This is a genomic window from Oceanobacillus jeddahensis (genome assembly GCF_000750635.1).
Lineage (GTDB): Bacteria > Bacillota > Bacilli > Bacillales > Amphibacillaceae > Oceanobacillus > Oceanobacillus jeddahense.
In genome coordinates, this window is the sequence record NZ_CCDM010000001.1 from 1,324,171 (window position 1) to 1,347,371 (window position 23,201).

The 23,201-nt window shown below is 35.8% G+C and carries 23 protein-coding genes; 20 read left to right on the forward strand and 3 right to left on the reverse strand.

Annotated elements, in window-relative coordinates; all coding sequences use genetic code 11:
• The first annotated feature begins 27 nt into the window (after positions 1-27).
• The 14 genes from pdxS to BN986_RS05850 all read left to right on the forward strand — a co-directional run bounded on the left by pdxS (position 28) and on the right by BN986_RS05850 (position 14,110).
• Entirely contained in the window at positions 28-918 is an 891-nt protein-coding gene (gene pdxS / locus BN986_RS05785) for a pyridoxal 5'-phosphate synthase lyase subunit PdxS (RefSeq protein WP_040978700.1), read from the forward strand.
• Positions 919-941: 23 nt separating this feature from the next.
• A complete protein-coding gene (pdxT, locus tag BN986_RS05790) occupies positions 942-1,544 on the forward strand; it encodes a pyridoxal 5'-phosphate synthase glutaminase subunit PdxT (protein ID WP_040978701.1) in 603 nt (200 codons plus the stop codon).
• Between the two features lie 323 nt (positions 1,545-1,867).
• Complete coding sequence (locus BN986_RS05795; protein ID WP_316244919.1) at positions 1,868-2,551, forward strand: helix-turn-helix transcriptional regulator; 684 nt, start codon at positions 1,868-1,870, stop codon at positions 2,549-2,551.
• Between the two features lie 12 nt (positions 2,552-2,563).
• Entirely contained in the window at positions 2,564-3,580 is a 1,017-nt protein-coding gene (locus tag BN986_RS05800; protein ID WP_040978703.1) for an ABC transporter ATP-binding protein, read from the forward strand.
• Positions 3,546-4,514 (forward strand): ABC transporter ATP-binding protein, encoded by a 969-nt coding sequence (locus BN986_RS05805; RefSeq protein WP_040978704.1) that lies wholly within the window; start codon positions 3,546-3,548, stop codon positions 4,512-4,514. Before BN986_RS05800 ends, BN986_RS05805 begins: the two co-directional genes overlap by 35 nt.
• 17 nt (positions 4,515-4,531) lie before the next feature.
• Positions 4,532-5,635: an amidohydrolase/deacetylase family metallohydrolase gene (locus BN986_RS05810; RefSeq protein ID WP_052400659.1), complete on the forward strand. Its 1,104-nt coding sequence runs from the start codon at positions 4,532-4,534 to the stop codon at positions 5,633-5,635.
• Positions 5,636-5,647: 12 nt separating this feature from the next.
• Positions 5,648-7,168 (forward strand): ABC transporter substrate-binding protein, encoded by a 1,521-nt coding sequence (locus BN986_RS05815; protein WP_040978705.1) that lies wholly within the window; start codon positions 5,648-5,650, stop codon positions 7,166-7,168.
• Positions 7,169-7,190: 22 nt separating this feature from the next.
• The gene (locus BN986_RS05820; protein ID WP_040978706.1) at positions 7,191-8,108 is read left to right on the forward strand and encodes an ABC transporter permease; all 918 of its coding nucleotides are present in this window, start codon (positions 7,191-7,193) and stop codon (positions 8,106-8,108) included.
• 16 nt (positions 8,109-8,124) lie between these two features.
• A complete protein-coding gene (locus BN986_RS05825; RefSeq protein ID WP_148417071.1) occupies positions 8,125-8,976 on the forward strand; it encodes an ABC transporter permease in 852 nt (283 codons plus the stop codon).
• Between the two features lie 11 nt (positions 8,977-8,987).
• On the forward strand, positions 8,988-10,244 hold the full coding sequence (locus BN986_RS05830; protein WP_052400660.1) for a threonine synthase: 1,257 nt from the start codon (positions 8,988-8,990) through the stop codon (positions 10,242-10,244).
• The gene (locus BN986_RS05835; RefSeq protein WP_040978707.1) at positions 10,241-11,383 is read left to right on the forward strand and encodes a M20 family metallopeptidase; all 1,143 of its coding nucleotides are present in this window, start codon (positions 10,241-10,243) and stop codon (positions 11,381-11,383) included. The genes BN986_RS05830 and BN986_RS05835 overlap by 4 nt, the downstream gene beginning before the upstream one ends.
• A complete protein-coding gene (locus BN986_RS05840; RefSeq protein ID WP_040978708.1) occupies positions 11,380-12,444 on the forward strand; it encodes a serine hydrolase domain-containing protein in 1,065 nt (354 codons plus the stop codon). The genes BN986_RS05835 and BN986_RS05840 overlap by 4 nt, the downstream gene beginning before the upstream one ends.
• A complete protein-coding gene (locus tag BN986_RS05845) occupies positions 12,441-12,902 on the forward strand; it encodes a RidA family protein (RefSeq protein ID WP_040978709.1) in 462 nt (153 codons plus the stop codon). Before BN986_RS05840 ends, BN986_RS05845 begins: the two co-directional genes overlap by 4 nt.
• A gap of 20 nt (positions 12,903-12,922) precedes the next feature.
• Positions 12,923-14,110 carry an enolase C-terminal domain-like protein gene (locus BN986_RS05850; protein ID WP_074435617.1) on the forward strand — a complete coding sequence of 396 codons (1,188 nt, stop codon included), beginning with the start codon at positions 12,923-12,925 and terminating at the stop codon, positions 14,108-14,110.
• A gap of 161 nt (positions 14,111-14,271) precedes the next feature.
• Here BN986_RS05850 and BN986_RS05855 read toward each other — a convergent pair whose 3' ends face one another.
• From BN986_RS05855 to coaW, 3 genes are read right to left on the reverse strand one after another with little or no spacing between them, the layout of a single operon-like run.
• Positions 14,272-14,538, reverse strand: a complete 267-nt coding sequence (locus BN986_RS05855) for a DUF3006 domain-containing protein (RefSeq protein WP_040978711.1) — start codon at positions 14,536-14,538, stop codon at positions 14,272-14,274.
• Between the two features lie 15 nt (positions 14,539-14,553).
• On the reverse strand, positions 14,554-15,684 hold the full coding sequence (locus BN986_RS05860) for an MBL fold metallo-hydrolase (RefSeq protein ID WP_148417089.1): 1,131 nt from the start codon (positions 15,682-15,684) through the stop codon (positions 14,554-14,556).
• 38 nt (positions 15,685-15,722) lie between these two features.
• Positions 15,723-16,514, reverse strand: a complete 792-nt coding sequence (coaW, locus tag BN986_RS05865) for a type II pantothenate kinase (protein WP_040978713.1) — start codon at positions 16,512-16,514, stop codon at positions 15,723-15,725.
• A gap of 273 nt (positions 16,515-16,787) precedes the next feature.
• Here coaW and BN986_RS05870 point away from each other — a divergent pair, with 273 nt between their 5' ends.
• The 6 genes from BN986_RS05870 (at position 16,788) to BN986_RS05895 (ending at position 23,093) form a co-directional block, all read left to right on the forward strand.
• The gene (locus tag BN986_RS05870) at positions 16,788-17,411 is read left to right on the forward strand and encodes a 5-bromo-4-chloroindolyl phosphate hydrolysis family protein (RefSeq protein WP_052400661.1); all 624 of its coding nucleotides are present in this window, start codon (positions 16,788-16,790) and stop codon (positions 17,409-17,411) included.
• 13 nt (positions 17,412-17,424) lie between these two features.
• Complete coding sequence (locus BN986_RS05875) at positions 17,425-18,588, forward strand: toxic anion resistance protein (RefSeq protein ID WP_040978714.1); 1,164 nt, start codon at positions 17,425-17,427, stop codon at positions 18,586-18,588.
• Positions 18,589-18,961: 373 nt separating this feature from the next.
• Entirely contained in the window at positions 18,962-19,537 is a 576-nt protein-coding gene (locus BN986_RS05880; protein WP_040978715.1) for a TetR/AcrR family transcriptional regulator, read from the forward strand.
• A gap of 51 nt (positions 19,538-19,588) precedes the next feature.
• Positions 19,589-20,407, forward strand: coding sequence for a purine-nucleoside phosphorylase (locus BN986_RS05885; protein ID WP_040978716.1), 819 nt, complete (start codon positions 19,589-19,591; stop codon positions 20,405-20,407).
• A 154-nt stretch (positions 20,408-20,561) separates the two neighbouring features.
• A complete protein-coding gene (locus BN986_RS05890; RefSeq protein ID WP_040978717.1) occupies positions 20,562-21,785 on the forward strand; it encodes a NupC/NupG family nucleoside CNT transporter in 1,224 nt (407 codons plus the stop codon).
• Positions 21,786-21,866: 81 nt separating this feature from the next.
• On the forward strand, positions 21,867-23,093 hold the full coding sequence (locus tag BN986_RS05895; RefSeq protein WP_040978718.1) for a CynX/NimT family MFS transporter: 1,227 nt from the start codon (positions 21,867-21,869) through the stop codon (positions 23,091-23,093).
• Positions 23,094-23,201 lie beyond the last annotated feature (108 nt).

Here is a 23,201-nt window from a genome sequence, read left to right on the forward strand (position 1 = left end):
TCAATAAATAATCTAGGAGGAAATAACATGACAGAACGAGTAACTGGTACAGAACGTGTAAAAAGAGGGATGGCGCAAATGCAAAAAGGCGGCGTTATCATGGATGTAGTGAACAAGGAGCAGGCAAAAATAGCTGAAGAAGCTGGTGCTGTTGCCGTCATGGCATTGGAAAAAGTTCCTTCTGATATTCGTGCAGCTGGTGGCGTAGCAAGAATGGCAGATGTCAGTATTGTCGAAGAAGTGATGGAAGCCGTATCTATTCCGGTTATGGCAAAAGTACGTATTGGTCATATCGTTGAGGCGCGTGTTTTGGAATCACTTGGCGTGGATTATATTGATGAGAGTGAAGTGCTTACCCCGGCAGATGATTTATTCCATTTGGATAAAAAACCATTCACGGTTCCGTTTGTCTGTGGCTGTCGTGATTTAGGAGAAGCAGCACGCCGTATTGGAGAAGGCGCATCGATGCTACGTACAAAAGGGGAGCCTGGTACAGGAAATATTGTTGAAGCAGTACGACATTTACGTGAAGTGCAATCTCAGGTGAGAAGAATTGTACATATGAACGAAGATGAACTGATGACGGAAGCGAAAAACCTTGGAGCTCCATTTGAAATTTTATTACAGGTAAAAGAAACTGGCAGGCTACCGGTAGTCAACTTTGCTGCAGGCGGGGTAGCCACTCCGGCAGATGCTGCATTGATGATGGAGCTTGGCGCAGATGGTGTTTTTGTAGGATCAGGTATTTTTAAATCTAAACAACCTGAGAAATTCGCCCGCTCTATTGTGGAGGCGACAACTTCTTACCAGGACTATCAAAAAATTGGTGCGCTTTCGAAAGACTTAGGCGAAGCAATGAAAGGGATCGATATGAAAACATTACGTGCAGAAGATAGAATGCAGGATCGCAGTTTTTAAGTCTTGTGAAAGGAGAGAATAGCATGAGTAAACGTAAATATAGCATCGGCATACTTGGCATGCAGGGCGCAACAGAAGAACATGCCAAACATATATATGACCTGGGACATGAAACCATTCTCATTAAAAATAAAGAGCAGCTTGAGAAGGTGGATGGCTTAATTATTCCTGGTGGAGAAAGTACAGCTATTTGGCGCTTGATGAAGAAGAATAATCTTGTTGAAGCTGTGCAACAATTTGCTGAGTCAAAGAAGCCAATTTTCGGAACATGTGCCGGCCTCGTTTTGCTTGGTAAAGGTCAGGTGGAGGCAGGTCAGATTGTGAGTTTAGGGCTGATGAATATACAAGTGAAACGGAATGGTTTTGGCCGACAGAAGGATAGCTTTGAAGCTGGTTTAGCTGTCAAAGGAATGAAGGAGACTTATCTAGCAGTATTTATTCGCGCGCCGTATATTGAATCAGCAGGAGAACATGTAGAGGTTTTAGCATCCTATGATGATAAAATTGTGGCTGCAAGAGAAGCCAATTTGCTGGTAGCGGCCTTTCATCCAGAATTGACTGACGACAATCGATTCTTGGAATTATTTCTTTCGATGGTAGGAGAGAAAACGGTAGTAGCAGTTTAATTAAAAGAGCTTCTAGTGATTAAAAATATAATTATAAGAAAAAAATTTGTTTATTGCTTAAAAGTGGTAGATCATGTGAGAAAAGACGTAATAGCAACACTCTTCGTTTAGGGGATATTTGTAGTTTTAAAATCGTATTCTATATTATTCTAATTTTTTAGTAATAAAATAAATTAATAAAGTATTGACTTTTTTTAAAATGAATATTATAATTTGAAAGAATTATAAGAAAATTTATTTTAATATAGATCATTATTTATATAATGATCTATTTTTTTAAAGTCATCCAAACAAAAAGTTTTTTTAAATAACTTTCTGTTTGTTTGGATATAAAAATATATAATGTGGTGATAAAAGTGAGAAATTCTGAAATTGATATCCATTTCTTAAAAAAAATAATGAAAGGTTTAGCTGCGCAATTTGGTGAGAACTGTGAGGTTGTTTTGCATGACTTAACTTTACCTTATGACAAAACAATAATTGCTATTGAAAATGGGCATATCACAGGAAGAGGAATTGGAGATCCTGGAACTAACCTAGGATTGGAAGTCTTGCGTGGAGAAATTGAAAGCGGGGATAGATTTAATTATGTTACCCAAACAAAGGAAGGGAAGCTTTTAAGGTCTTCTTCAATTTATTTGGAAAATGAAGATGGAGAAGTAGTTGGCAGTCTTTGTATTAATTTTGATATTTCTGAATTAATGATGGCAGAAAACGTAATAAAATCTTTAACTTCAACAAATTTAGCTAACCATGTCAAAGAAGATTTTGTGAACAATGTAAATGATATTTTGGATTCCCTACTTCAAGAATCACAGGAATTAATAGGAAAACCAGTTGCTTTTATGGAAAAAGAAGATAAGATCAAAGCGATACATTATCTAGATAAAAAAGGTGCTTTCTTAATTAAAAAAGCTGGGGAAAAGATTGCTAAATTCTTTGATATATCTAAATATTCACTTTACAACATGTTGGAGCAGACAAAAAATAAAAAAAATGACAGCTGAGGAGGTGTAATGATGGATGATAATCTACTGAGTATTCAAAACCTTAGGGTATATTTTAAAGGAAAGGAAAACCTTATTAAAGCTGTAGATGGTATTGATTTAGAAATCAAGAAGCAAGAGATATTATGTATTGTTGGTGAATCGGGAAGTGGTAAAAGTGTTACTTCCCTATCTGTAATGGGTTTAGTGCCTACCCAAGGCTATATTGAAAGCGGTAACATAAAATTGATGGATCAAGATCTAACAACAATAGCAGAAAAAGAGTTATCAAATATAAGAGGAAATGAGATATCAATGATATTTCAAGAACCTATGACATCTTTGAATCCAGTGCTATCAATAGGAGATCAAATGTCTGAGGTTCTGTTACGACACAGGAAAATAACAAAAAAAGGTGCTTTAAAAAAGACTGTTGAAATGTTGGAATATATAGGGTTTTCAAGAACTGAAGAAATCTTAAAGTCATACCCCCATGAATTATCAGGAGGGATGAGACAAAGAATTATGATTGGAATGGCATTATTGTGTGAACCCAAGTTGATAATTGCCGATGAGCCGACAACAGCTTTAGATGTAACAATTCAAGCACAAGTGTTAGATTTAATGAAAAAAATGCGAAATGAATTTTCTACCTCTATCATGATGATTACGCATGATTTGGGAGTAGTTGCTGAAATGGCGGACCAGGTTGCTGTGATGTACGGTGGACAAATAGTTGAGAGAGTATGTGCTGACAAACTATTTGAAGATCCTAAACATCCTTATTCTAAAGCTCTCATAAAATCTGTACCTGTGATTGAATCGGAAAATCAAACTTTATATTCTATTCCTGGAACAGTTCCAAGTGCAGATAACTTTCCAAAAGGTTGTAGATTTGCTGATAGATGTGAACTTGCTCAAGCATCTTGTTTTGAAAAAATGCCAGATTTAAGAGAATTTGAAGAAGGACATTATATACGTTGTGATGTTGTTAATAACGTAAGGAGGGATATAGATGAAGGATCATTTGCTCGAAGTAAAGGAGGTTAAAAAATATTTTCCTATAAAAGGAAACTTTCTTAAAAAATCTAATAAATTTGTACACGCGGTAGAGAATGTTTCATTATATGTTGATGAAAATGAAACACTTGGAATAGTTGGGGAATCAGGATGCGGTAAATCCACTCTTGGTCGTATGATAATGAACATTTTAGAACCAACTGATGGAGAAATCATTTTTGAGGGTGTTCTCTTAAATTCGTTATCGCAAAAGCAACTTAGAAATATTAGAAAAAATTTTCAAATGATATTTCAAGATCCTTATGCATCTTTAAATCCTAAAATGAGAGTTATTGATATATTAAAGGAGCCATTAATTGTAAATAACATTTGTAATAATGAACAGGCTTATAAAGTATCTAAAGAACTTTTATTGAAAGTGGGACTAAGGGAAACAGATATGCACAAATATCCACATCAATTTTCTGGAGGACAAAGACAAAGAATTGGTATTGCTCGGGCTATAGCATTAAGTCCTAAATTAATTATAGCAGATGAAGCTGTATCTGCTTTAGATGTATCTATTCAATCGCAAATTATTAATCTACTCCTGGAATTAAAAGAAGAGTATAAGCTTTCTTATATTTTTATATCTCATGACCTATCAGTAGTAAAACATGTCAGTGATCGGGTTGCTGTTTTATATTTGGGAAATTTAGTTGAAATTGGAGATAAATCAATTATTTTTAATGAACCACTCCATCCTTATACGAAAGCTCTTCTTTCAGCTACTCCGACATTAGATAGAAAAAATAAAAAAGAAAGAATTATTTTGAAAGGTGAAGTGCCTAGTCCTTCAGATCCTCCCTCAGGTTGCCCGTTTCATACACGTTGTCCTTTAGCTATGGAAGTATGTAAAAAGGATAAACCTAAATTAAAGGAGCAAAGTGGAGGGCAATTGGTAGCTTGCCATCTATACACATAAAATGAAGAGGTGTTATTGTGACTGACAATTATCAGAACATAAATGTAATAGATCCATTGAGTAATTCAATATTTAACACAAGTTTGACTTGTACTAATAATAACTACCAAATTTCAAAAGTTCAGGAAAGCATAGATGAAAACACGAATTTATATGCGAGCCCAGGGTGGATTGATATTCATACGCATATATATGATGGCTTCACACAGCTAAGTGTCCCGCCTGATGAAATAGGATTAAAAAAAGGAGTTCATATATTGGCAGATGCAGGAAGTGCTGGCGAGGCAACAATAGATGGATTAAGAAAATACCTCCTACCTACTGCAAGGACAAATATAAAATCATGGCTAAATATTAGTTCCATAGGCTTGGTACATTTAAAAGAAGGATCTCATATTAATTATCTTAATCCAGAGTTGACGATAAAAGCGGTTGAAGCAAATAGAGATTTTATTTGCGGTATTAAGGTTAGAGCAAGTGGACATATTGTTGGTTCAATGGATTTACAGTCATTAAAACTTGCAAAATTAGTGGCGAGAGAAACTAATTTACCTTTAATGGTTCATATCGGGGAAACTCCCCCTTTAATAGAAGAAGTTCTTGATTTATTGAGTGAAGGAGACGTTATTACTCATTGTTATCATGGAAAACTTGGCAAACCATGGTTGAGTGATGGTAAACCAATAAACGCTTTAAAAAAAGCTTTAGAAAGAGGGGTGAAATTAGATATAGGACATGGCGCAGCAAGTTTTGATTTTGACGTTTGTAAGAAAGCAATTACTAGAGGTTATCTACCAAATACTATAAGTACAGATCTCCATATAAGAAATCTAAATGGCCCTGTTTTCGATTTAGCTACTACCATGAATAAATTACTTGCCTGCGGTATGAATTTAACAGAAGTTATACGATCTGTAACTTTACATGCTGCCAACATACTCAGGGAAGAAGATTGGTGCAATTTTAGTAAAAAAGCTGCAAACAATTTAACATTGTTTACTGTTGAAAGAATGGAGGAAGAAGAAATTTCTAAAGATGTAAACGGTAACAATATAAGTATTCATAAAAAGATTATTCCGAAAGCTGTCATTAATAAAGGAAAGTTAATTAACTTACATTAAGGGGTGTTCGTTATGAAGGTCAAAATATTTTTATTTACATCACTATGTTCAATGTTTTTAATATTATATGCGTGTGGATTAGAAGACCCAGATAATGAAAGTTCTGCTGATGAAGAAGCAGCATTAGTTGTTGCACAACAAGCAGATACAAGTACACTAGACCCTCAGAAACAAGGGAAAATGCCTGATATGAATATTTTAATTAATATGTTCGATACACTTGTTGGTATTGATAATAACAACAACCTAACACCTTCATTAGCTCTGGAATGGGAATCTATTAATGATACGACTTGGGAATTTCAACTTAGAGAAGATGTAGTATTTCATAACGGGGAAGAATTTAATGCTGAAACAGTAAAATATAGCATTGATAGATTGCTTGATCCTGAAACACAATCTCCAATAGTAGAATTAAACAATGTAGATTCAGTCGAAATTGTTGATGATTATACGGTTCAAATTCATACAGATGGACCAGATCCAATCTTACCAAATAAATTAACATTGTTTGGCGGTGTAATAGTACCCAAACAGTATATTGAAGAAAACGGTGAGGAACATTTTGCTGAAAATCCTATAGGAACAGGTCCGTTTAAATTTGTATCTTGGCAAAAAGATAGTGCAGTTAATATGGAGGCAAATGATGATTATTGGGATGGCGAACCTGATATCAAAGAATTAATATTTAGAACTATCCCAGATGAGTCTAATCTCGCATCAGCTCTTCAAACTGGTGAGATTGATATTGCTACAAACCTTAGTCCTGATTTGGTGACTCAAATAGAAGGTGAATCAGAAATAGAAATTATGGCTGAAGAAGGGATTAGAACCTTTTTCATAAGCCTTGATACAACAGATCCAGATAGTCCATTAGCAAAAAAAGAAGTTAGACAGGCTCTAAATTATGCAGTAGATGTGGATCTGTTAATTGATTCTGTATTGGGTGGACATGCAAATAGGGTAGCTACTATTCTTCCTGAGCAAAATTTTGGACATGATCCATCTATACAGCCCTATGAGTCTGATAAAGATAAAGCAAAAGAGCTATTAGCTGAAGCTGGTTATGAGGATGGAATTTCCATTGAACTTGAAGCAAGTAATTTAGATAGTGATATTGTTCAAGTACTTGCATCACAACTTAGTGAAGTAGGAGTAGATGTAACTATTAATCTAATGGATGCGCAAACGTTTATATCAAATATTCAAGCAGAAAAAGCGGCCCCAATGTATTTTCAAGGTAATACAGGCTGGACGCTAGATGGAATGAGCAATTTCCAGTCTTACGTAAAAAGTGATCGTCGTTACAACCGTTGGGAAAATGAAAAAGCAGATGAATTAGTAGATATTATAGAACAAACAATAGAACCTGAAGAACGCCAAGAAGCTTTCTCAGAGGCTCAGGAATTATTAAAAGAAGAAGCTCCATTTCTTTATTTATATCAAATAGAAAATCTATATGGAATTCGTGAAGGGGTTAATTGGGAGCCGAACTCAATCGGCGTATTAAAAATGTACAACGCAAGTAAATAACAGATTTAAGGAGGAGTGGGGCATGTTTTTGTATATAAGCCGTCGATTACTATATGCTATTTTCGTACTGTTCGGGGTAGCAACCGTTGTTTTCTTTATAGCACGGATCACTGGGGACCCCGTCTCAATAATGCTCCCCCCTGATGCAACACTTGAACAAGAAAATCAATTAAGAAGTTCGTTGGGATTGGATAAACCACTCATTCAACAGTATGTAATTTTTATGGGGAATTTACTACAATTAGACCTTGGTACTTCTTTAAGATATGGAGAATCAACATTAAGTCTAATAAGCGAAAGAATGCCTGCAACGATTCAATTAGGCGTGGCGGCTATGGTCTTTTCTTTGAGCATAGCTGTACCAGCAGGTATTATCACTGCCATAAAAAGAGGGAAATGGTTAGAAAAATTGGTTATGTCTACAGTTATATTTCTACAATCTGTACCAGTTTTTTGGGTAGGTATACTTCTTGTTTTAATTTTTTCAGTAACTCTTGGATGGCTGCCTACTGGGGGAGTGGGAACTGCATGGCACCTTATATTGCCAGCTATTGCACTTGGGACGCATTTATTAGCATTGGTAGCTAGATTGTTAAGAGCTTCTTTAGTTGAATCCTTAGAATCTGATTATATCAGAACTGCAAAGGCTAAGGGGCTTCTGCCGAAAAAAGTTGTTGGAAAGCACGCCATGCGTAATAGCTTATTACCAGTAGTTACTATTGTTGGTTTAGAAGTTGGTGCTCTGTTAGGAGGATCTGTCGTTACTGAAACAGTATTTGCATGGCCGGGTGTAGGGCAATTATTGATACTGGCAATTTATAATAGAGATTTTCCATTAGTTCAAGCAATCATCATTATATTAGCAGGGATATTTGTAGTTGTAAATTTACTGGTTGATATTTTATATGCTGTCATTGATCCCCGTATAAAATATAGCTAAAGGGAGGAAATCAAAATTGACTAAAAAAGAAAAACATCGTAGATACAAACTGTTATTCTTGAATCTCCCATTTATCACCTTAATAATATTCATAATTTTGGCTGTTTTCGGTGATTTGATCGCTCCTTTTGACCCTAACCAGCAGAATTTATTAGAAAGGTTTTCTCCCCCTGCCTGGATGGAGGGATCGTCTCAAAGTCATATTTTAGGGACAGATCACTTGGGAAGAGATTTATTAAGCAGAATAATTATTGGTAGCCAAGTGTCTATTGTAGTTGGTTTATGTGCCATGTTTATTTCAGGATTATTAGGCACTCTAATAGGGCTATTGTCAGGTTATTATAAAACGATTGATCAATTATTTATGAGAATTGCAGATATACAACTGGCATTTCCTACGATATTATTAGCTCTTGCTATTATTGCTGTGGTTGGAGGAAGTTTATCTAACTTAATTATTATTTTAGGAGTAACCGGTTGGGTGCCATATGCAAGAGTAGTACGGTCAGAGGTATATAGCTTAAGAACAAATGATTTTGTAACCGCAGCTAAAACAATAGGCGTCCGCGATAAAAGGATACTGTATAAACACATTTTGCCTAATATTCTTGCTCCAGTCACCACAATTGCTACATTTCAAGTGGCATCAGCAATTATAGCTGAATCTTCATTAAGTTTTTTAGGTTTAGGTGTACCTGTTAATACACCTAGCTGGGGAAACATACTAAGTGAAGGCCAAATTTATATGGAATCTTCTTGGTGGATTTCAGTATTTCCAGGTCTTTGTATCGTATTAGTAGTTTTATCAATTAATATATTGGGAGATAGATGGAGAGATATATTTAATCCTAAATCATCCACTAACTAAGGAGGAATAAAGTGACCTGGTCTTATGCAACTCATTATAAATGTGATGATTGTAAAAATATTTTTCCATTAAACAATACAAAAATGAATTTATGCCCGAATTGTAATGGATTAATGGAAGTGATATATGACTTAAATAAATTAAAGAAACAACGAGAACAAAAAGATTTTAAAACTAGAAAACGAAGTATATGGAGATGGCACGAATTTCTACCCTTAAAAAACGAAAGTAACATTGTTTCTCTAGGCGAAGGAGATACACCTTTAATTAAATCTAATTTTATAGCAAAGAAGTTAGGCCTTAAGAATTTATATTTAAAAAATGAGACGCTAATGCCTACAGGTAGTTTTAAAGATAGAGGCTTTAGCCTGGCAATTAGTTTTGCAAAAGAATTGGGAATATCTAAAGGGGTAACTTATAGTTCAGGAAATGCTGGTATGTCTTTTTCCACGTATGCTAATCGTACTAATATGAAATCACTAACTTTAATAGAATACCTAGCCAATCCGTTAAAAAAATCGTTAATAAAATTGTATGGTGGAAATGGAATCACATTAAATTACAATAGTATGAATGAAATAACATCTTTATTAGAGGAAATAAACACCAAACTTAATTTGTATCAATTTGTTAACTTTATCAACCCTATACGTCATGACGCTATGAAAACCTATGCTTATGAAATTAGTGAAGAATTAGATTGGAAAAATCCTGATTACATGATTCATCCAGTAGGTACTGGAGGAGGTCTATGGGGAGCTTGGAAAGGTTTTAATGAATTATATGAATTGGGTTGGATCCCTTCTCTACCTAAAATGGTAGCAGTTCAGCCGAGTGTTACAGGACCTTATGTTAAAGCTTTTAAAAGAGGCCACAATATTGTAACAAAAGTTGGGGATTCTACGAAAACCATTGCACAAAGCATATCTGCTGATGCTCCTATTAAAGACGGAAAAAGAATACTAAGCGCTTTATATAATTCTAATGGGATTGCCGAAGAAGTATCTGAAAATGAAATAAAGGTGGCAATTAAAGATTTAGGTAAAGAAGGAATGATTGCTGATCCTGCTTCTGCTGCTACAATTGCTGGATTAAAAAAACTTGTTGAGCATAATCAAATTTCATCAGAAGCATCCATTGTTTGTATTATAACAGGAACTGGATTAAAACAGCCGAAACTTATGGAAGAGCTAAATAGTAATTCCTTAAAAACAATTAACGCAGATATTAATGATTTTATTAAACTGTTAAAGGACGATCTATCATGAAACACAATATTGAAGAAGCGTTAAAAGAATGTATTTTACTTCCAAGTCAAAATCCACCAGGGCATGTAAATGAAGTAATTAGCTGGCTGAAAAGCTGGGCACAAGACTTTGATGCAAATATAGAAGTCCAAAAAGTAGAACCTTTTAAAAGTAATTTACTTATTTCTTTGGAATTCGGATCTGGACCTACTCTACTGTTTAATACACATATGGATGTGAATAATCCAGAGGGGCAGAGTTGGGATAGTGATCCATTTATTGCTAAAGTGAAAAATAATAAAATATATGGTCTGGGTTCTTGTGATGCAAAGGGGAGTTTAGTGTGTATGATGTTTGCAATGCAAAAGCTTGCCTTGAACCCGAATGCCTTGACGGGAAAAGTTATATTAACTGCTGTAATGGATGAGGAGGCTGGAGGGCATGGCTCATTCCATTTAGTGAAACAAAATATAAAAGCAGATGGTGCAGTAGTTGGAGAACCTACAAATTTAAATATTGCAGTCGCGCATAAAGGAACTTATATGAAGAAAATTCGGTTAAAAGGTGTACCTGCCCATTCTGCTAGTCCTGAAAATGGAGTTAATGCCATAATAAATACAGCTTATTTCATACTTAAAATTCAAGAGTTGAATAAAAAATTATCAGAATATAAACATCCTTTTCTTGGATCAGCGAATGCGAATGTAACTGTTATCAATGGAGGAACACGTCAAAATACAATCCCGGGATTTTGCGAAATTATATTTGACCGCAGATTAATACCAGGTGAAACACATGAAAAAGCAGATTTAGAATTACAGAAAATGATGGAAGAGTTGAAAGCTGAAGTAGTTAATTTTGAAATCGAATCTATTGAAACAATTGTTTCTACTATCCCATCAGAAACAGATATAAAAGAAAAAATTGTAGAGACGGCTTGTTATTCAAAAAAAAGCTTATCATCGTCCAATTATGAACCTACCGGATTTAGAGCTGGTTGTGATATGAGCAAACTCGTTAACTATGCAAACATACCAACAGTTATTATTGGTCCTGGTAGTTTAGAACAAGCTCACTCACCAAATGAATTTGTCGAAATAGATCAACTATATGGAGCTGTTTCTCTATATGAAAATATAGCAAGGGGTTTTCTCTCATGATAAAGAATATAGACGAACTCTTAAATGATTCGATAGCGAATAAATATTTTTCCGGAGTTTCGTATGCTATTGGAACATCAAATAAAATAATTGATAGCAATATTTTAGGAAATTTATATTGGGGTGGCCCTGAATTAGATCATTCTTCGTTATTTGATATTGCGTCTGTTACAAAACCTATTGCTATATTACCGCTTATGTTTACTTTGGAAGAGGGGATGATATCTTTAGACGATACAGTTGATTTCTTTTTAGAGAGTTATAAAGATACGAATAAAGCAAAAATTACACTTCGACAATTACTTACTCATACGAGTGGTATACCAGGGCAACAACCACTGTATAAAGATTGCAATACTGTTGGAGAATTTCATTTAAAATTAAAAAAATTAGCTTTAACTTGTAAGCCTGGATCAAAAGTACAATATTCATCGCAGGGGTTTATGATTTTAGGAGAAATTATTGAAAGTATAGAACAAAAAACATTAGATGTAGTATTAAAAGAACGTGTTTTTCTTCCTTTAAAAATGGAAAATACATTATTTAACCCTAACCATTCTTTTGCTAGCAATTGTGTTGCAACAGAAGATTGTAAATGGAGAGGAGAAATAGTACAGGGACAAGTGCATGATGAAAATGCAATTATTTTAGGTGGTGTTGCAGCACATGCAGGACTATTTAGTAACTCTAAGGATCTAATTAAGCTATTACAAACAATTTTACTTTCTCACAGGCAAGATCTGTCTTATTTTCTAAAGAAAAGCACAGTAAACTTAATGGGGAGGAACCATACACCACACTTGCAGTCGGGGCGAAGTCTGGGATGGCAATCCAAAGATCTGGTGAATTCACCAGCTGGTGATTACTTCAGTTTAAGTTCATATGGTCATACAGGGTTTACCGGTACAAGTATATGGATTGATCCGGAAAATGATATATTCGCAATTTTATTAACAAATCGTGTTCATCCTTCAAGAGAAAACACATCGATTATTCGAATTAGACAAATATTTCATAATTTAGCTTACCAAAAAATTAAAGAAAAGGATGTAATGTCATGAATGTAATATCAAAAAAGATAGAAAGTATCGGAATCTCTTTACCTGAAGCCCCACCTACAGCTGCAAAATATCTTCCTGCTGTAACTGTAAATAATTTAGTATATACTTCGGGCAATGACTGTCGAGTGGATGGTCAGCTAATGTTTAAGGGAAAGGTCGGTAAAGATTTAACAAAAGAAGAAGGAAAATTAGCCGCTAGGCAAACGATGTTAAATTTATTAAGTACATTGGAAAAGCATTTAGGTAGTCTTGATAAGATTGATAGAGTTGTGAAAATTTTGGGTTTTGTAAATAGTGCTGAAGATTTCAAAGAACAACCTTATGTGTTAGATGGAGCTTCAGAAATTCTAGAGGATATTTTCGATGAAAAAGGTTGGAGTGCTAGATCGGCGATTGGAACATCAGAGTTACCGTTTGGTACTCCTGTAGAGATTGAAATGATTGTAAAAATAAAGTAGACAAATATGGAGGAATTAATATGATTACGATTAGGGATGTGAAAGTTTATGCTACAGCCCCTGATAATGTTAATTTAACAGTTGTAAAAATTTTAACCTCTGAGCCTGAATTATATGGCTATGGATGTGCCACATTTACTCAAAGACATGTAGCAGTTATTTCAATTATTAAAAATTACTTGAAACAATTTTTGGTCGGAAAAGATGTATCTCAAATTGAAGACATTTGGAATTCAACGATGACAAGTGGCTACTGGAGAAATGGTCCAGAATTTAATAATGCTTTATCAGGAATTGATATGGCGTTATGGGATATAAAAGGGAAAATGGCGAAACTTCCTTTATTTCAACTACTGGGCGGCAAATGTAGGTTTGCCGTTCCATTATATTGTCACGCTGAAGGAGAAGATAATGAAAATTTAAGAGACAATATCAATAAGATGCTTGAAAAAGGCTTTAAACATATACGATGTAAAGTAACTAAAGGCTCAGACACCAATAAATCCATTGATTCACGCACATCACAAAGTAATTTTCATCCTAAATCTTATATGAAATCGACAATAAACATGTTTGAATATCTCAGATCTTATTTTGGAGAGGATATTGAATTAATACATGATGTACATGAAAGATTGGATCCAACAGATGCTGTAGGTTTTGCAAAGAAATTAGAGAGGTTTGACTTGTTCTATTTAGAAGATATTTTACCTCCGGAGCAAAAAGATTGGCTGTATAGAATTAGACAGACTACAACTACACCACTGGCAATGGGAGAATTATTTAATAATCCAAGTGAGTGGGTACCGTTAATTTCCAAAAGGCTGATAGATTTTATTAGAATACATATTACCCAAATCGGTGGTATAACTCCTGCCAAAAAAATAGTTTCTTTATGTGAAACTTTTGGTGTGAAGACAGCTTGGCATGGTCCCATAGATTTATCACCTATAGGACATGCTGCTAATATTCATCTAGATATTAGTAGTATTAATTTTGGTATACAAGAATGGCAAAAAATAAGTGAAAAAACACGAGAAATTTTTCCTGGTACACCAGAGGTGAAAAATGGTTTGGCCTATCCTAACAATAAGCCTGGATTAGGAATCGAATTCAATGAAAAATTGGCTGAGACATATCCAACTTCTGTATCAATAGCTAACTGGACATCAACTAGACTACAAGATGGTACTTCTATAAAGCCGTAATTATCCAGTGGAAATTTTGATTAATAATTCTTGAATTATTTATACTTCAAAGTGAAAATTAATATCGTTATTGCAGTGTATACCATCTGCCGCAATATCTGCGGCAGATGGTGATATGAGAGTATTGGAAGTTTATTGATAATACTGTAATAATAATACTACTACTCCCGTCTTTTCAACCTGCTTCCTTTGTTCCTATCCAATAAAGCTTTGCGAAGATTATTAGATTTCTGTCTGTTCTCCTGATCTGCTTCAGGATCAAGCGTGATTTTTGGATGCTTTCTTTCTTCCTGCTCCTCTATATTTACAGTTGATTTGACAGTGCAATCTTCTGGGAGCTCACTGGCTGGAACAAGAATTTCTCGGTTTTCAGTTTCAATTAAAATAACAGCTGATTCTCCCTCGAAACGATCAATAATTCCCCTCATTGTTATCCAACTCCTTTAAAAGTCGCAAAGTAAGCTTTCCGATTCTATATCCGCTATTCTACTTGGACCTAAACCATTCATTTCTTCAAGCTCATCAAAATTATCAAATGGACGTTCATCTATTATTTGATTTGCTCGTTCATCGCCAATATGAATAATTTTTGTTAGTTCTTCTTTGGAAGCATGATTAATGTCGATGCAGCTGGCTTCACTTGGTTCTTCATTATCTTCTTGAGAACTGTCTGAAGTATCTTGGTTTGTTTCTTCATCATCATCTGGTTTTGACACAGTAATATCTTCACTCATGTCTGTTTCAATCGAATAAGATTCTCCATCTGTTGCTATCACAATTGTGCCATCGACATCTGTTCCATACCATTCTATATTTTCGTCATCTAATAATTTAATGACCTCTGAACTTGGATGATCATAGGAATTGTCTTCACCTGCACTGTAGATAGCAATCTGTGGTTGAACAGCATCTAAAAAAGCAGGATCAGTCGAAGTATTGGAACCATGATGTCCTAAATGTAAAAAGGTGCTCTCGAGAGAAGAAGTTTCTATCATTTCTTGTTCTTCCTTCACTCCTGCATCTCCAGTCAAAACAAAAGAAACCTGATCATAAGCTAAACGGATACTAACTGATTCTTCATTTGCTTTCCCGGAAATTTCCTCAGGATACAATACTTCTAATTCAACTGGGCCTAATTCATATTCTTCCCCGGTCCGTGGTTCATGATAACCAATATCCTGTGATAAGATCTTTTTCATAGCTGTTTGGTATGTATTCGATGTACTTTCATTACCAGACATCCAAACTTCATCTACGGTAAAATGATCCAACACTTTGGAAAGCTGCCCAATATGATCGGCATCTGGATGACTGATAATAACCAAATCAATCGCTGTGATACCTTCAGCTTCTAAATAAGGAATTACTTCATTCCCTTGCCAGTCTCCTGTATCAAAGAGGATAACTGTTTCTTCACCTTCCTCTTCTACCGTAAATAAAGTGGAATCCCCTTGTCCAACATCGATAAAATGTGCTTTAAAATCACCGTCTACTGCATCAGATTGAGCAGTAGCATTAGGATCTGCGTTACAGCCTGTCAGTATAAATAACATGATTAAACTAAAATAAATCATTCGTTTCAAAACTTCATTCTCCTTGTTTCTATTATTATTTATTCACCATAATATAAAGCGCCTATCGCACCAGCGTGACTGCCTTTTTCTAAGAAAGTCAGGTTATAGTCCAACATACTTTCAAAAGAAGCGATAACCTGCTTTAAAAGTGGATTGCCAGTTAATGCGCCGCCGATCATAACAATTTCTTTTGTACCTAAAGATTTTGCTGCCGCACTTGCTAGTAATACGATGGTTTCACCAATCAGCTGTGTTAATGCTGCCAGCTGGTCTTCAGTAGATACAGACGGATGGAGTTGATCTTTTCCAAAATTCGCTGCTGTCAAAGAAGCTTCAATAGGGGAGTGATTATACTGGTAAATATCTGAAACCATCAAATCACTTTTTGCCCGGTCTCCTTTAGAAGCTAGATCAACTAACGTATGATAATTCGATGTATTGGCAATGATTGCCCCAAGACCAGTAAATAAGCCGCCTCCGACTCCTGTTCCAGATAAACGTTCTTTTTTATGAAAGAAAGAAGTACCAGTCCCGATATTTACTAAAAGATAATCTGTTTCAGGAAGTTTATTTTCTGTCATTAACAGGTATTTTGTTCCTTCTATGACGCATTCAAATTCCTTAAAGATAGAAATGGCCGCATTATTGTCTTTTAGTGCTTCTGCTCTCCCACCTGTCACTTGAAGAGATGCCTCCGGAGCAAGTGACTTTAACCATTGAATCACCTCATCTATTTGGTTAGAAGGATATGTTTTTAAACGAAGTCTTTTATTTTCCTCATACGCAATTTTTGTTAAAGAACCGCCCGCATCAATTCCAATTCGATTCATAAAAAAATGACCTCCTTTGATAAGTGGAATGGTAAAAGCTTTGTTATATTGTACCATTTCAAATACTAGAACGCTCGTTCTTATGCCGTGAGTTTTTTATTAAATATAGGAAATATGTATGAAAAAATGTTTCCATATCTTCAATAAAAAGAAATTGAAACTTTTAAAACACTCATTCGTAATAGTATAATAAGAGTAGGGAAATAAAAAATAGAATGCTTTTTGTTTTATTAAGTATTATTTTATCATGATAAATCACATAGAGGTGAGAGTATGAGAGCAATATTGCAATTTTTAATGCAAAGCTTTATTGGTGCTGTCAGTTTGACAGCTATATGGCTCATAAGCTTTTTTATATACGGACAGACTGTACTGTTAACAAGTCTTTTTGCTGCGATTGGCGGTGTATTGACTTATGTGGCTGCAAAACAAATCATGGATTATCGCTTTGTTAAAAGACAAGGACTATCCAAAAAAGAATATAAATTTATTGATACCAATTTAAAAGAAGCAAGAGGCAAAATAACACGCATGCAAAAGGCCTTATTCAAAGTCCGCTCTTTCCAGCATGCGCGAGAGAATTTAACGATTATAAGAACGGCACAAAAAATATATAACAACGCTAGAAAAGAACCAGCGCGATTTTATCAAGCAGAGAGTTTTTTCTATAATCACTTAGACTCGCTTGTTGAATTATCCGAACGCTATGCTTATCTTTCTAGTCAGCCTTCTCCGTCGATCGAAATGCAAAAATCGTTAAAAGAGACAAGGCAAACATTGAATGCCTTTAGCCGAACAATAAAAAAAGATTTGCAAGTAATGCTAAGGGATGATTTAGAAACGTTAGACTTTGAATTGGATGTAGCAAAGCAGACGCTACGAAGATCTAAAAAATAAGGAGGATGTTTACATGACTGCAAAAGACCATTCTAATGATTCGATAAATGATTTATTAAATGATCCATTTGGTGAACGAACAGAAGTTTCTACGGATACTTCAGACCAAAATATTGAAAGTGCGGAGACACCAAGGCTCGTTGATAAGCTTTCGAGCGACCATCGAAAAAAAGCGGAGCAATTAGCGGTACAAATCGATACAACCAATCAACAGTCTCTCGTGAAATATGGGGTAGAAGCACAAGCGAAATTGCATCAGTTTTCCCATGAAATGCTAGAGCATGTCCAAAAACAAGACGTGAGTCAAATCGGTTCTATTTTGAATGAATTGATGAAAAAGCTGGAGGATATTGATCCTTCTGAATTGCAGGAAGAGAAAACAGGCTTTTTATCACGCCTGTTTGGAAAGCTCTCTAAATCTGTGAATGAGGTTCTTTCGCGCTATCAAAAGACCAGTTCGCAGATTGACCGCATTAGTGTACGTTTAGATCGAAATAAAGATTTACTTTTATCAGACAATGAAATGCTCGATAAATTATTTTCAACCAACCGTGATTACTATGATGCCTTAAATATTTACATTGCGGCTGGGGAATTAAAGGCAGAGGAAATTAATAATGAGATTATCCCGCAGCTTCGCCAAAAAGCAGAAACAAGTGGAAGCCAGATGGATGTTCAGGAAGTAAATGATATGCTTCAATTTGTAGACCGTCTTGAGAAACGGACGCACGATCTCCGATTAAGCCGGCAAATTACGATGCAAAGTGCGCCGCAAATTCGCCTTATCCAAAATACGAATCAGGCACTAGTTGAAAAAATTCAATCCTCTGTTTTAACAGCTATTCCATTATGGAAAAATCAAGTAGCTATTGCGTTAACTCTACTAAGACAGCGGCATGCGATGGAAGCACAAAAGCAGGTATCACAAACGACGAATGATTTATTGCTTAAAAATGCAGATATGCTGAAAGAAAATACGGTGGAAACAGCAAAAGAAAATGAACGCGGTCTTGTGGATATTGATACGTTGAAACAGACACAGGAAAAATTAATGTCTACGATTGAAGAAACACTGCAAATTCAATCAGATGGGCGTAAGAAGCGTAATGATGCAGAAAAAGAGCTAATTAGTATGGAAGAAGAATTAAAAAATAAAATGCTCGAGTTTAAAGAATAAATAAGAAAAAACCAGGTGTATAGGATGCGCCTGGTTTTTTCTTATAGCACGGTACGATAGGAAGGAACTTCTTTGCTTCGCATCAAGCGCGGACAGCCGCTATCATGAAAATATTGCTTCCTATTATGAACATTCTCCATCGTACTGTTTATTTTAATTTAAAGAAAATCCTGACAAGAAACTAAGAGATCAATCTTTTTCCACTGGATTTCCTCATCAAATGACAGTTTGATTTCCGATTGACACCTTACAGTCAATCACTTACTATTATTACTATGTAGACCGATTGGTTTAATTTTGCTGTAAGCTATAAATTCTACATGGTAGCACAAGCTAGATGAAAGCTTTCTGAAAAGGTGGATGTTTCTGTTCAATGAGGAAGAATACGAAAGAGGAAATCATTCAAGCAACAGCTCTGTTAATACAGGAAAAAGGCTATGTTGGAACTGGACTGAAAGAAATTATAGAACAAAGCGGTGCGCCCCGTGGTTCCATTTATTATCATTTTCCAGATGGGAAAGAGCAAATAGCGCTGGAAGCAGTTAAGTGGACAAAAGAGGCAGTCATATTGTTTATTCAGGAAGAGCTTACCAAGCACGATGATGCTCTGACAGCAATTCAAGCATTTGTGTTAGACAGTGCGGATCGTTTTGAAGAAAACCGTTATTTTGTCGGGGTCCCTATTTCTGCACTTATTTTAGAAACCTCTTCAACGAGTGAAAAGTTGCGGAAATCTTGTGAAGAAGCTTTTGAAGCATGGTCTCAGGAATTTATGAAAAAACTTCAAGCAAACGGTTACGAGACAGAGACAGCACAAAAACTGGGTACTTTAATAAATACAATGATTCAAGGAGCACTAGTCACAGCTTTGGCAAGTAAACATGCCGCATCATTGCGAACCATTGCAGAGGTTCTGCCACTCATTTTCATTCAGCCAGAGCAGCAATAAAGTAACTGCGAGGTTGTTAACTATTACATCCATTTTAAGGAGGAATTTTTAATGCATCAAACACATGAAATTAAAGAAGCAAGTGAATTTATTCAAGGGAAAACAGATACGGTTCCAGAAATTGGTTTGATTCTCGGTTCCGGATTAGGCGGCTTGGCAGATGAGTTAGAAGACGCAGTTGTCATTCCGTATGAAGAAATTCCTTATTTCTCAAAATCAGCTGCTGTTGGACATGCTAACCAGCTTGTTATCGGGACGTTAAAAGGAAAACGTATTGTAGCTATGAAGGGACGTTATCATTATTATGAGGGATATTCACTGGATGAAGTAACTTTCCCGGTATGTGTGATTCAAGCTTTGGGCGCAGATAAACTAATTATTACCAATGCCTGCGGTGCAATAAATACAGGTTTTAACCCAGGAGATTTAATGCTGATTACCGATCATATTAACCTGACTGGAACCAATCCATTAATTGGACCAAATAATGATGATTTGGGAACACGTTTCCCAGATGCTTCGGAAGTGTATAATCGTGAGCTTCGTGATTTGGCAAAAGACATTGCGAAGGAGAACGATATTACTTTACGGGAAGGTGTATATAGCTGGTGGACTGGCCCCGTTTATGAAACACCAGCAGAAATTCGTATGATCCGGACTCTTGGAGGAGATGCAGTCGGCATGTCAACCGTCCCTGAAGCACTCGTTGCGGTACATGGCGGGTTAAAAGTACTTGGTGTTTCCTGTTTAACTAATATGGCATGCGGCATTTTGGATCAGCCGCTCAGTCATGATGAAGTAATTGAAGTTGCAGCACAATCACGCAGCAAGTTTGTGAATCTTATTGAAGAAGTAATTCATCAAATGTAAGTAAGTTATGACAAGGAGAATGTATGTAAAATCAAAATATAGAACTGGCAATAACAGATTAACTCTCATTTTAAGTAAAGTGGGGGTTAATCTCTATTATATAAAAGAAATAAATTCAATCATCTAACTAGACAAACAATAAAGAGGTGTATCGGTGAATATTTTATGGGGATTGGCAGGCTGTACTGTTATTATTCTAATCTCGTTCTTATTATCTGAAAAGAAAAAAAGAATTAATATTTATACTGTTTCCATAGGTTTTATTCTTCAGGTTATCTTTGGGTATCTTGTTTTACAATGGGATTTTGGGAAAAGGGCTCTTGTGAATATTTCTAATGCTGTTAATAATATTATCAATTACGGTCAGGAAGGTCTCAGCTTTGTTTTCGGTCCGCTTGCAGGAGACGGAGATATTGCTATTTTTGCAGTAAATGTGCTTGGTATGATTATTTTCTTAACCGTGTTAATCGCACTTTTATATCACTTTGGAATTATGCAGTATTTCGTCCGGTTTATCGGTGGATTTATTTCAAAAATTATGAAGACATCCTATTCCGAATCAGCAGTAGCGGCGGCAAATATTTTTGTAGGGAATACGCAATCGCCTCTGGTAATTAAACCATACATAGCAACCATGACGAGGTCTCAGTTATTTTCATTAATGGTTAGCGGGCTTGCTTCCGTGTCTGGAGCGGTAATGATTAGTTTAGCGGCGATGGGGATTCCTATGGAATATTTATTGTCAGCGGCGATTATGTCAGCCCCGGCAGGGATTATGATTGCAAAATTTATGATTCCTGAAACAAAAGAGCTGGATCCAAATGAGTGGAAAATCGCTCAGGAAACCAAGAAAGCCGATAATGAAAAGACAAATGTGATCGACGTTATTTTTACCAGCTCGCGTGAAGGGCTGCAATTTGCGATCAATGTAGGCCTGATGTTAATGGCTTTCATTGGTTTATTAGCTTTAATTAATGGGATTTTAGGATGGGGCGGATCACTCGCAGGGATTGAAAATTTATCATTGGAATTAATTTTTGGTTATTTATTAGCCCCAATTGCCTTTATTATCGGTATTCCATGGGATGAAGCGGTACTAGCCGGGAATCTCTTGGCACAAAAGTTTTTATTAAATGAATTTGTAGCATTTTCCCAGTTTTCTTCGATGATAGAATCATTTTCAGATAGATCCATTGCTATTTTAACATTTGCCCTAAGCGGTTTTGCCAATTTTGGTGCAGCTGGCAGTATTGTTGGAATGCTATCCAATGTAGCACCGCAGCGAAAGCATGAGATCCAGAAGCTCATGATGAAGGCGTTAATTGGAGCGACATTGGCCAATTTATTAAATGGCGCGATTGTAACCATGTTTTTATAATCAAAATATGCTATAGATTTTCTCAGATGAAAGGTGCATAATAGTACAATGTATGTTTATTGATTAGAAAGAAGGCTTAGCATGGAAGGAATGGAAAAAAGAAAAAAAGATTCGAATCAGATGCAATTTATTATCCTGTTAGTTGGAATTATATTTGTAGCTTTTAATCTGCGGCCGGCGATTACTTCTGTTGGGCCAATTATTGGTTTCATACGGGATGATATTGCGATTTCCAATGGTACAGCAGGGTTAATTACAAGTCTGCCGTTAATTGCATTTGCTGTTATTTCTCCACTTGTTCCAAACCTTGCCCGTACGTTTACAAAGGAGAAAGCATTAATTATTGGATTAAGTCTAATTATTATAGGTATACTTGTCCGTTCGATCGCTGTATTTATTTTGCTAATGTTAGGTACATTTATTGTAGGGGCAGGAATTGCTATTTGTAATGTTCTCTTACCAAGTATTCTGAAGGATCGTTTTCCTTTAAAGGTTGCATTCCTGACAAGTGTCTATACAACAGCGATGAATATTTTTGCCGCATCTGCCTCTGGATTGAGTCATCCTTTAGCTGTAAATCTCGGTTTAGGCTGGCAGTTGTCTTTACTTGTTTGGACAACACCGGCGATTCTCGGTATTATTGTCTGGGTTATTATTCAAAAGAAATATACAGAACGCCAAGAAAAGATTCAGTTGGCGTCAGGGGGCGTATTATCTGGCAATCGGATGTGGAAATCTTCCTTAGCATGGTTTGTGGCAATGAATATGGGGTTACAATCGATTATGTTCTATGTAACGATTTCCTGGTTACCAGAAATTTTGCATGACTATGGAATAAGTATGGAAACAGCAGGCTGGTTATTGTCCTTAACACAACTTGTCGGTTTACCTGCCAGCTTTTTCTTACCGATATTAGCAGGAAGAGTGAAGCAGCAGTCTATGATTGCATGTTCTGTTGGCTTATGTGCATTATTAGGCTATGGAGGGCTATTACTCGGCAGCTCCTGGCCTGTCTTATTGGTCAGCCTCATTTTTATTGGCACTGCATTAGGCGGGGGATTTTCCCTTGCATTAACGTTTATCGGGCTGCGTTCTAAAGATGCAGACCAGGCGACAGATCTTTCGGGCATGGCACAATCTCTCGGTTATTTATTAGCAGCTTTTGGTCCTTTTGCTATCGGTTCTATTTATGATTTAACATCCACATGGACAGTCCCTTTAATCGTATTGATGACCGTTGCTATGTGTATTATGTTTGTTGGTTATCAGGTAGGGAAAGATCGCTTTGTCTTTGATAATAATAAATAATTGGAAACCCTATTAAGATTTTAATGGCTTAATAGGGTTTTTGAATATAGAACCGCCCGTAAAACTCCCGCCTCAAAATAAAGGGCGAAAATAAATTAATTTAGGCGG

Excerpts from the sequence above, each read along its gene's own strand:
- pdxS (WP_040978700.1), top strand. The coding sequence starts at position 28 with ATGACAGAACGAGTAACTGGTACAGAACGTGTAAAAAGAGGGATGGCG.
- pdxT (WP_040978701.1), top strand. The coding sequence starts at position 942 with ATGAGTAAACGTAAATATAGCATCGGCATACTTGGCATGCAGGGCGCA.
- BN986_RS05800 (WP_040978703.1), top strand. The coding sequence starts at position 2,564 with ATGGATGATAATCTACTGAGTATTCAAAACCTTAGGGTATATTTTAAA.
- BN986_RS05805 (WP_040978704.1), top strand. The coding sequence starts at position 3,546 with ATGAAGGATCATTTGCTCGAAGTAAAGGAGGTTAAAAAATATTTTCCT.
- BN986_RS05815 (WP_040978705.1), top strand. The coding sequence starts at position 5,648 with ATGAAGGTCAAAATATTTTTATTTACATCACTATGTTCAATGTTTTTA.
- BN986_RS05820 (WP_040978706.1), top strand. The coding sequence starts at position 7,191 with ATGTTTTTGTATATAAGCCGTCGATTACTATATGCTATTTTCGTACTG.
- BN986_RS05835 (WP_040978707.1), top strand. The coding sequence starts at position 10,241 with ATGAAACACAATATTGAAGAAGCGTTAAAAGAATGTATTTTACTTCCA.
- BN986_RS05840 (WP_040978708.1), top strand. The coding sequence starts at position 11,380 with ATGATAAAGAATATAGACGAACTCTTAAATGATTCGATAGCGAATAAA.
- BN986_RS05845 (WP_040978709.1), top strand. The coding sequence starts at position 12,441 with ATGAATGTAATATCAAAAAAGATAGAAAGTATCGGAATCTCTTTACCT.
- BN986_RS05850 (WP_074435617.1), top strand. The coding sequence starts at position 12,923 with ATGATTACGATTAGGGATGTGAAAGTTTATGCTACAGCCCCTGATAAT.
- BN986_RS05855 (WP_040978711.1), bottom strand. The coding sequence starts at position 14,538 with ATGAGGGGAATTATTGATCGTTTCGAGGGAGAATCAGCTGTTATTTTA.
- BN986_RS05860 (WP_148417089.1), bottom strand. The coding sequence starts at position 15,684 with ATGATTTATTTTAGTTTAATCATGTTATTTATACTGACAGGCTGTAAC.
- coaW (WP_040978713.1), bottom strand. The coding sequence starts at position 16,514 with ATGAATCGAATTGGAATTGATGCGGGCGGTTCTTTAACAAAAATTGCG.
- BN986_RS05870 (WP_052400661.1), top strand. The coding sequence starts at position 16,788 with ATGAGAGCAATATTGCAATTTTTAATGCAAAGCTTTATTGGTGCTGTC.
- BN986_RS05875 (WP_040978714.1), top strand. The coding sequence starts at position 17,425 with ATGACTGCAAAAGACCATTCTAATGATTCGATAAATGATTTATTAAAT.
- BN986_RS05880 (WP_040978715.1), top strand. The coding sequence starts at position 18,962 with ATGAGGAAGAATACGAAAGAGGAAATCATTCAAGCAACAGCTCTGTTA.
- BN986_RS05885 (WP_040978716.1), top strand. The coding sequence starts at position 19,589 with ATGCATCAAACACATGAAATTAAAGAAGCAAGTGAATTTATTCAAGGG.
- BN986_RS05895 (WP_040978718.1), top strand. The coding sequence starts at position 21,867 with ATGGAAGGAATGGAAAAAAGAAAAAAAGATTCGAATCAGATGCAATTT.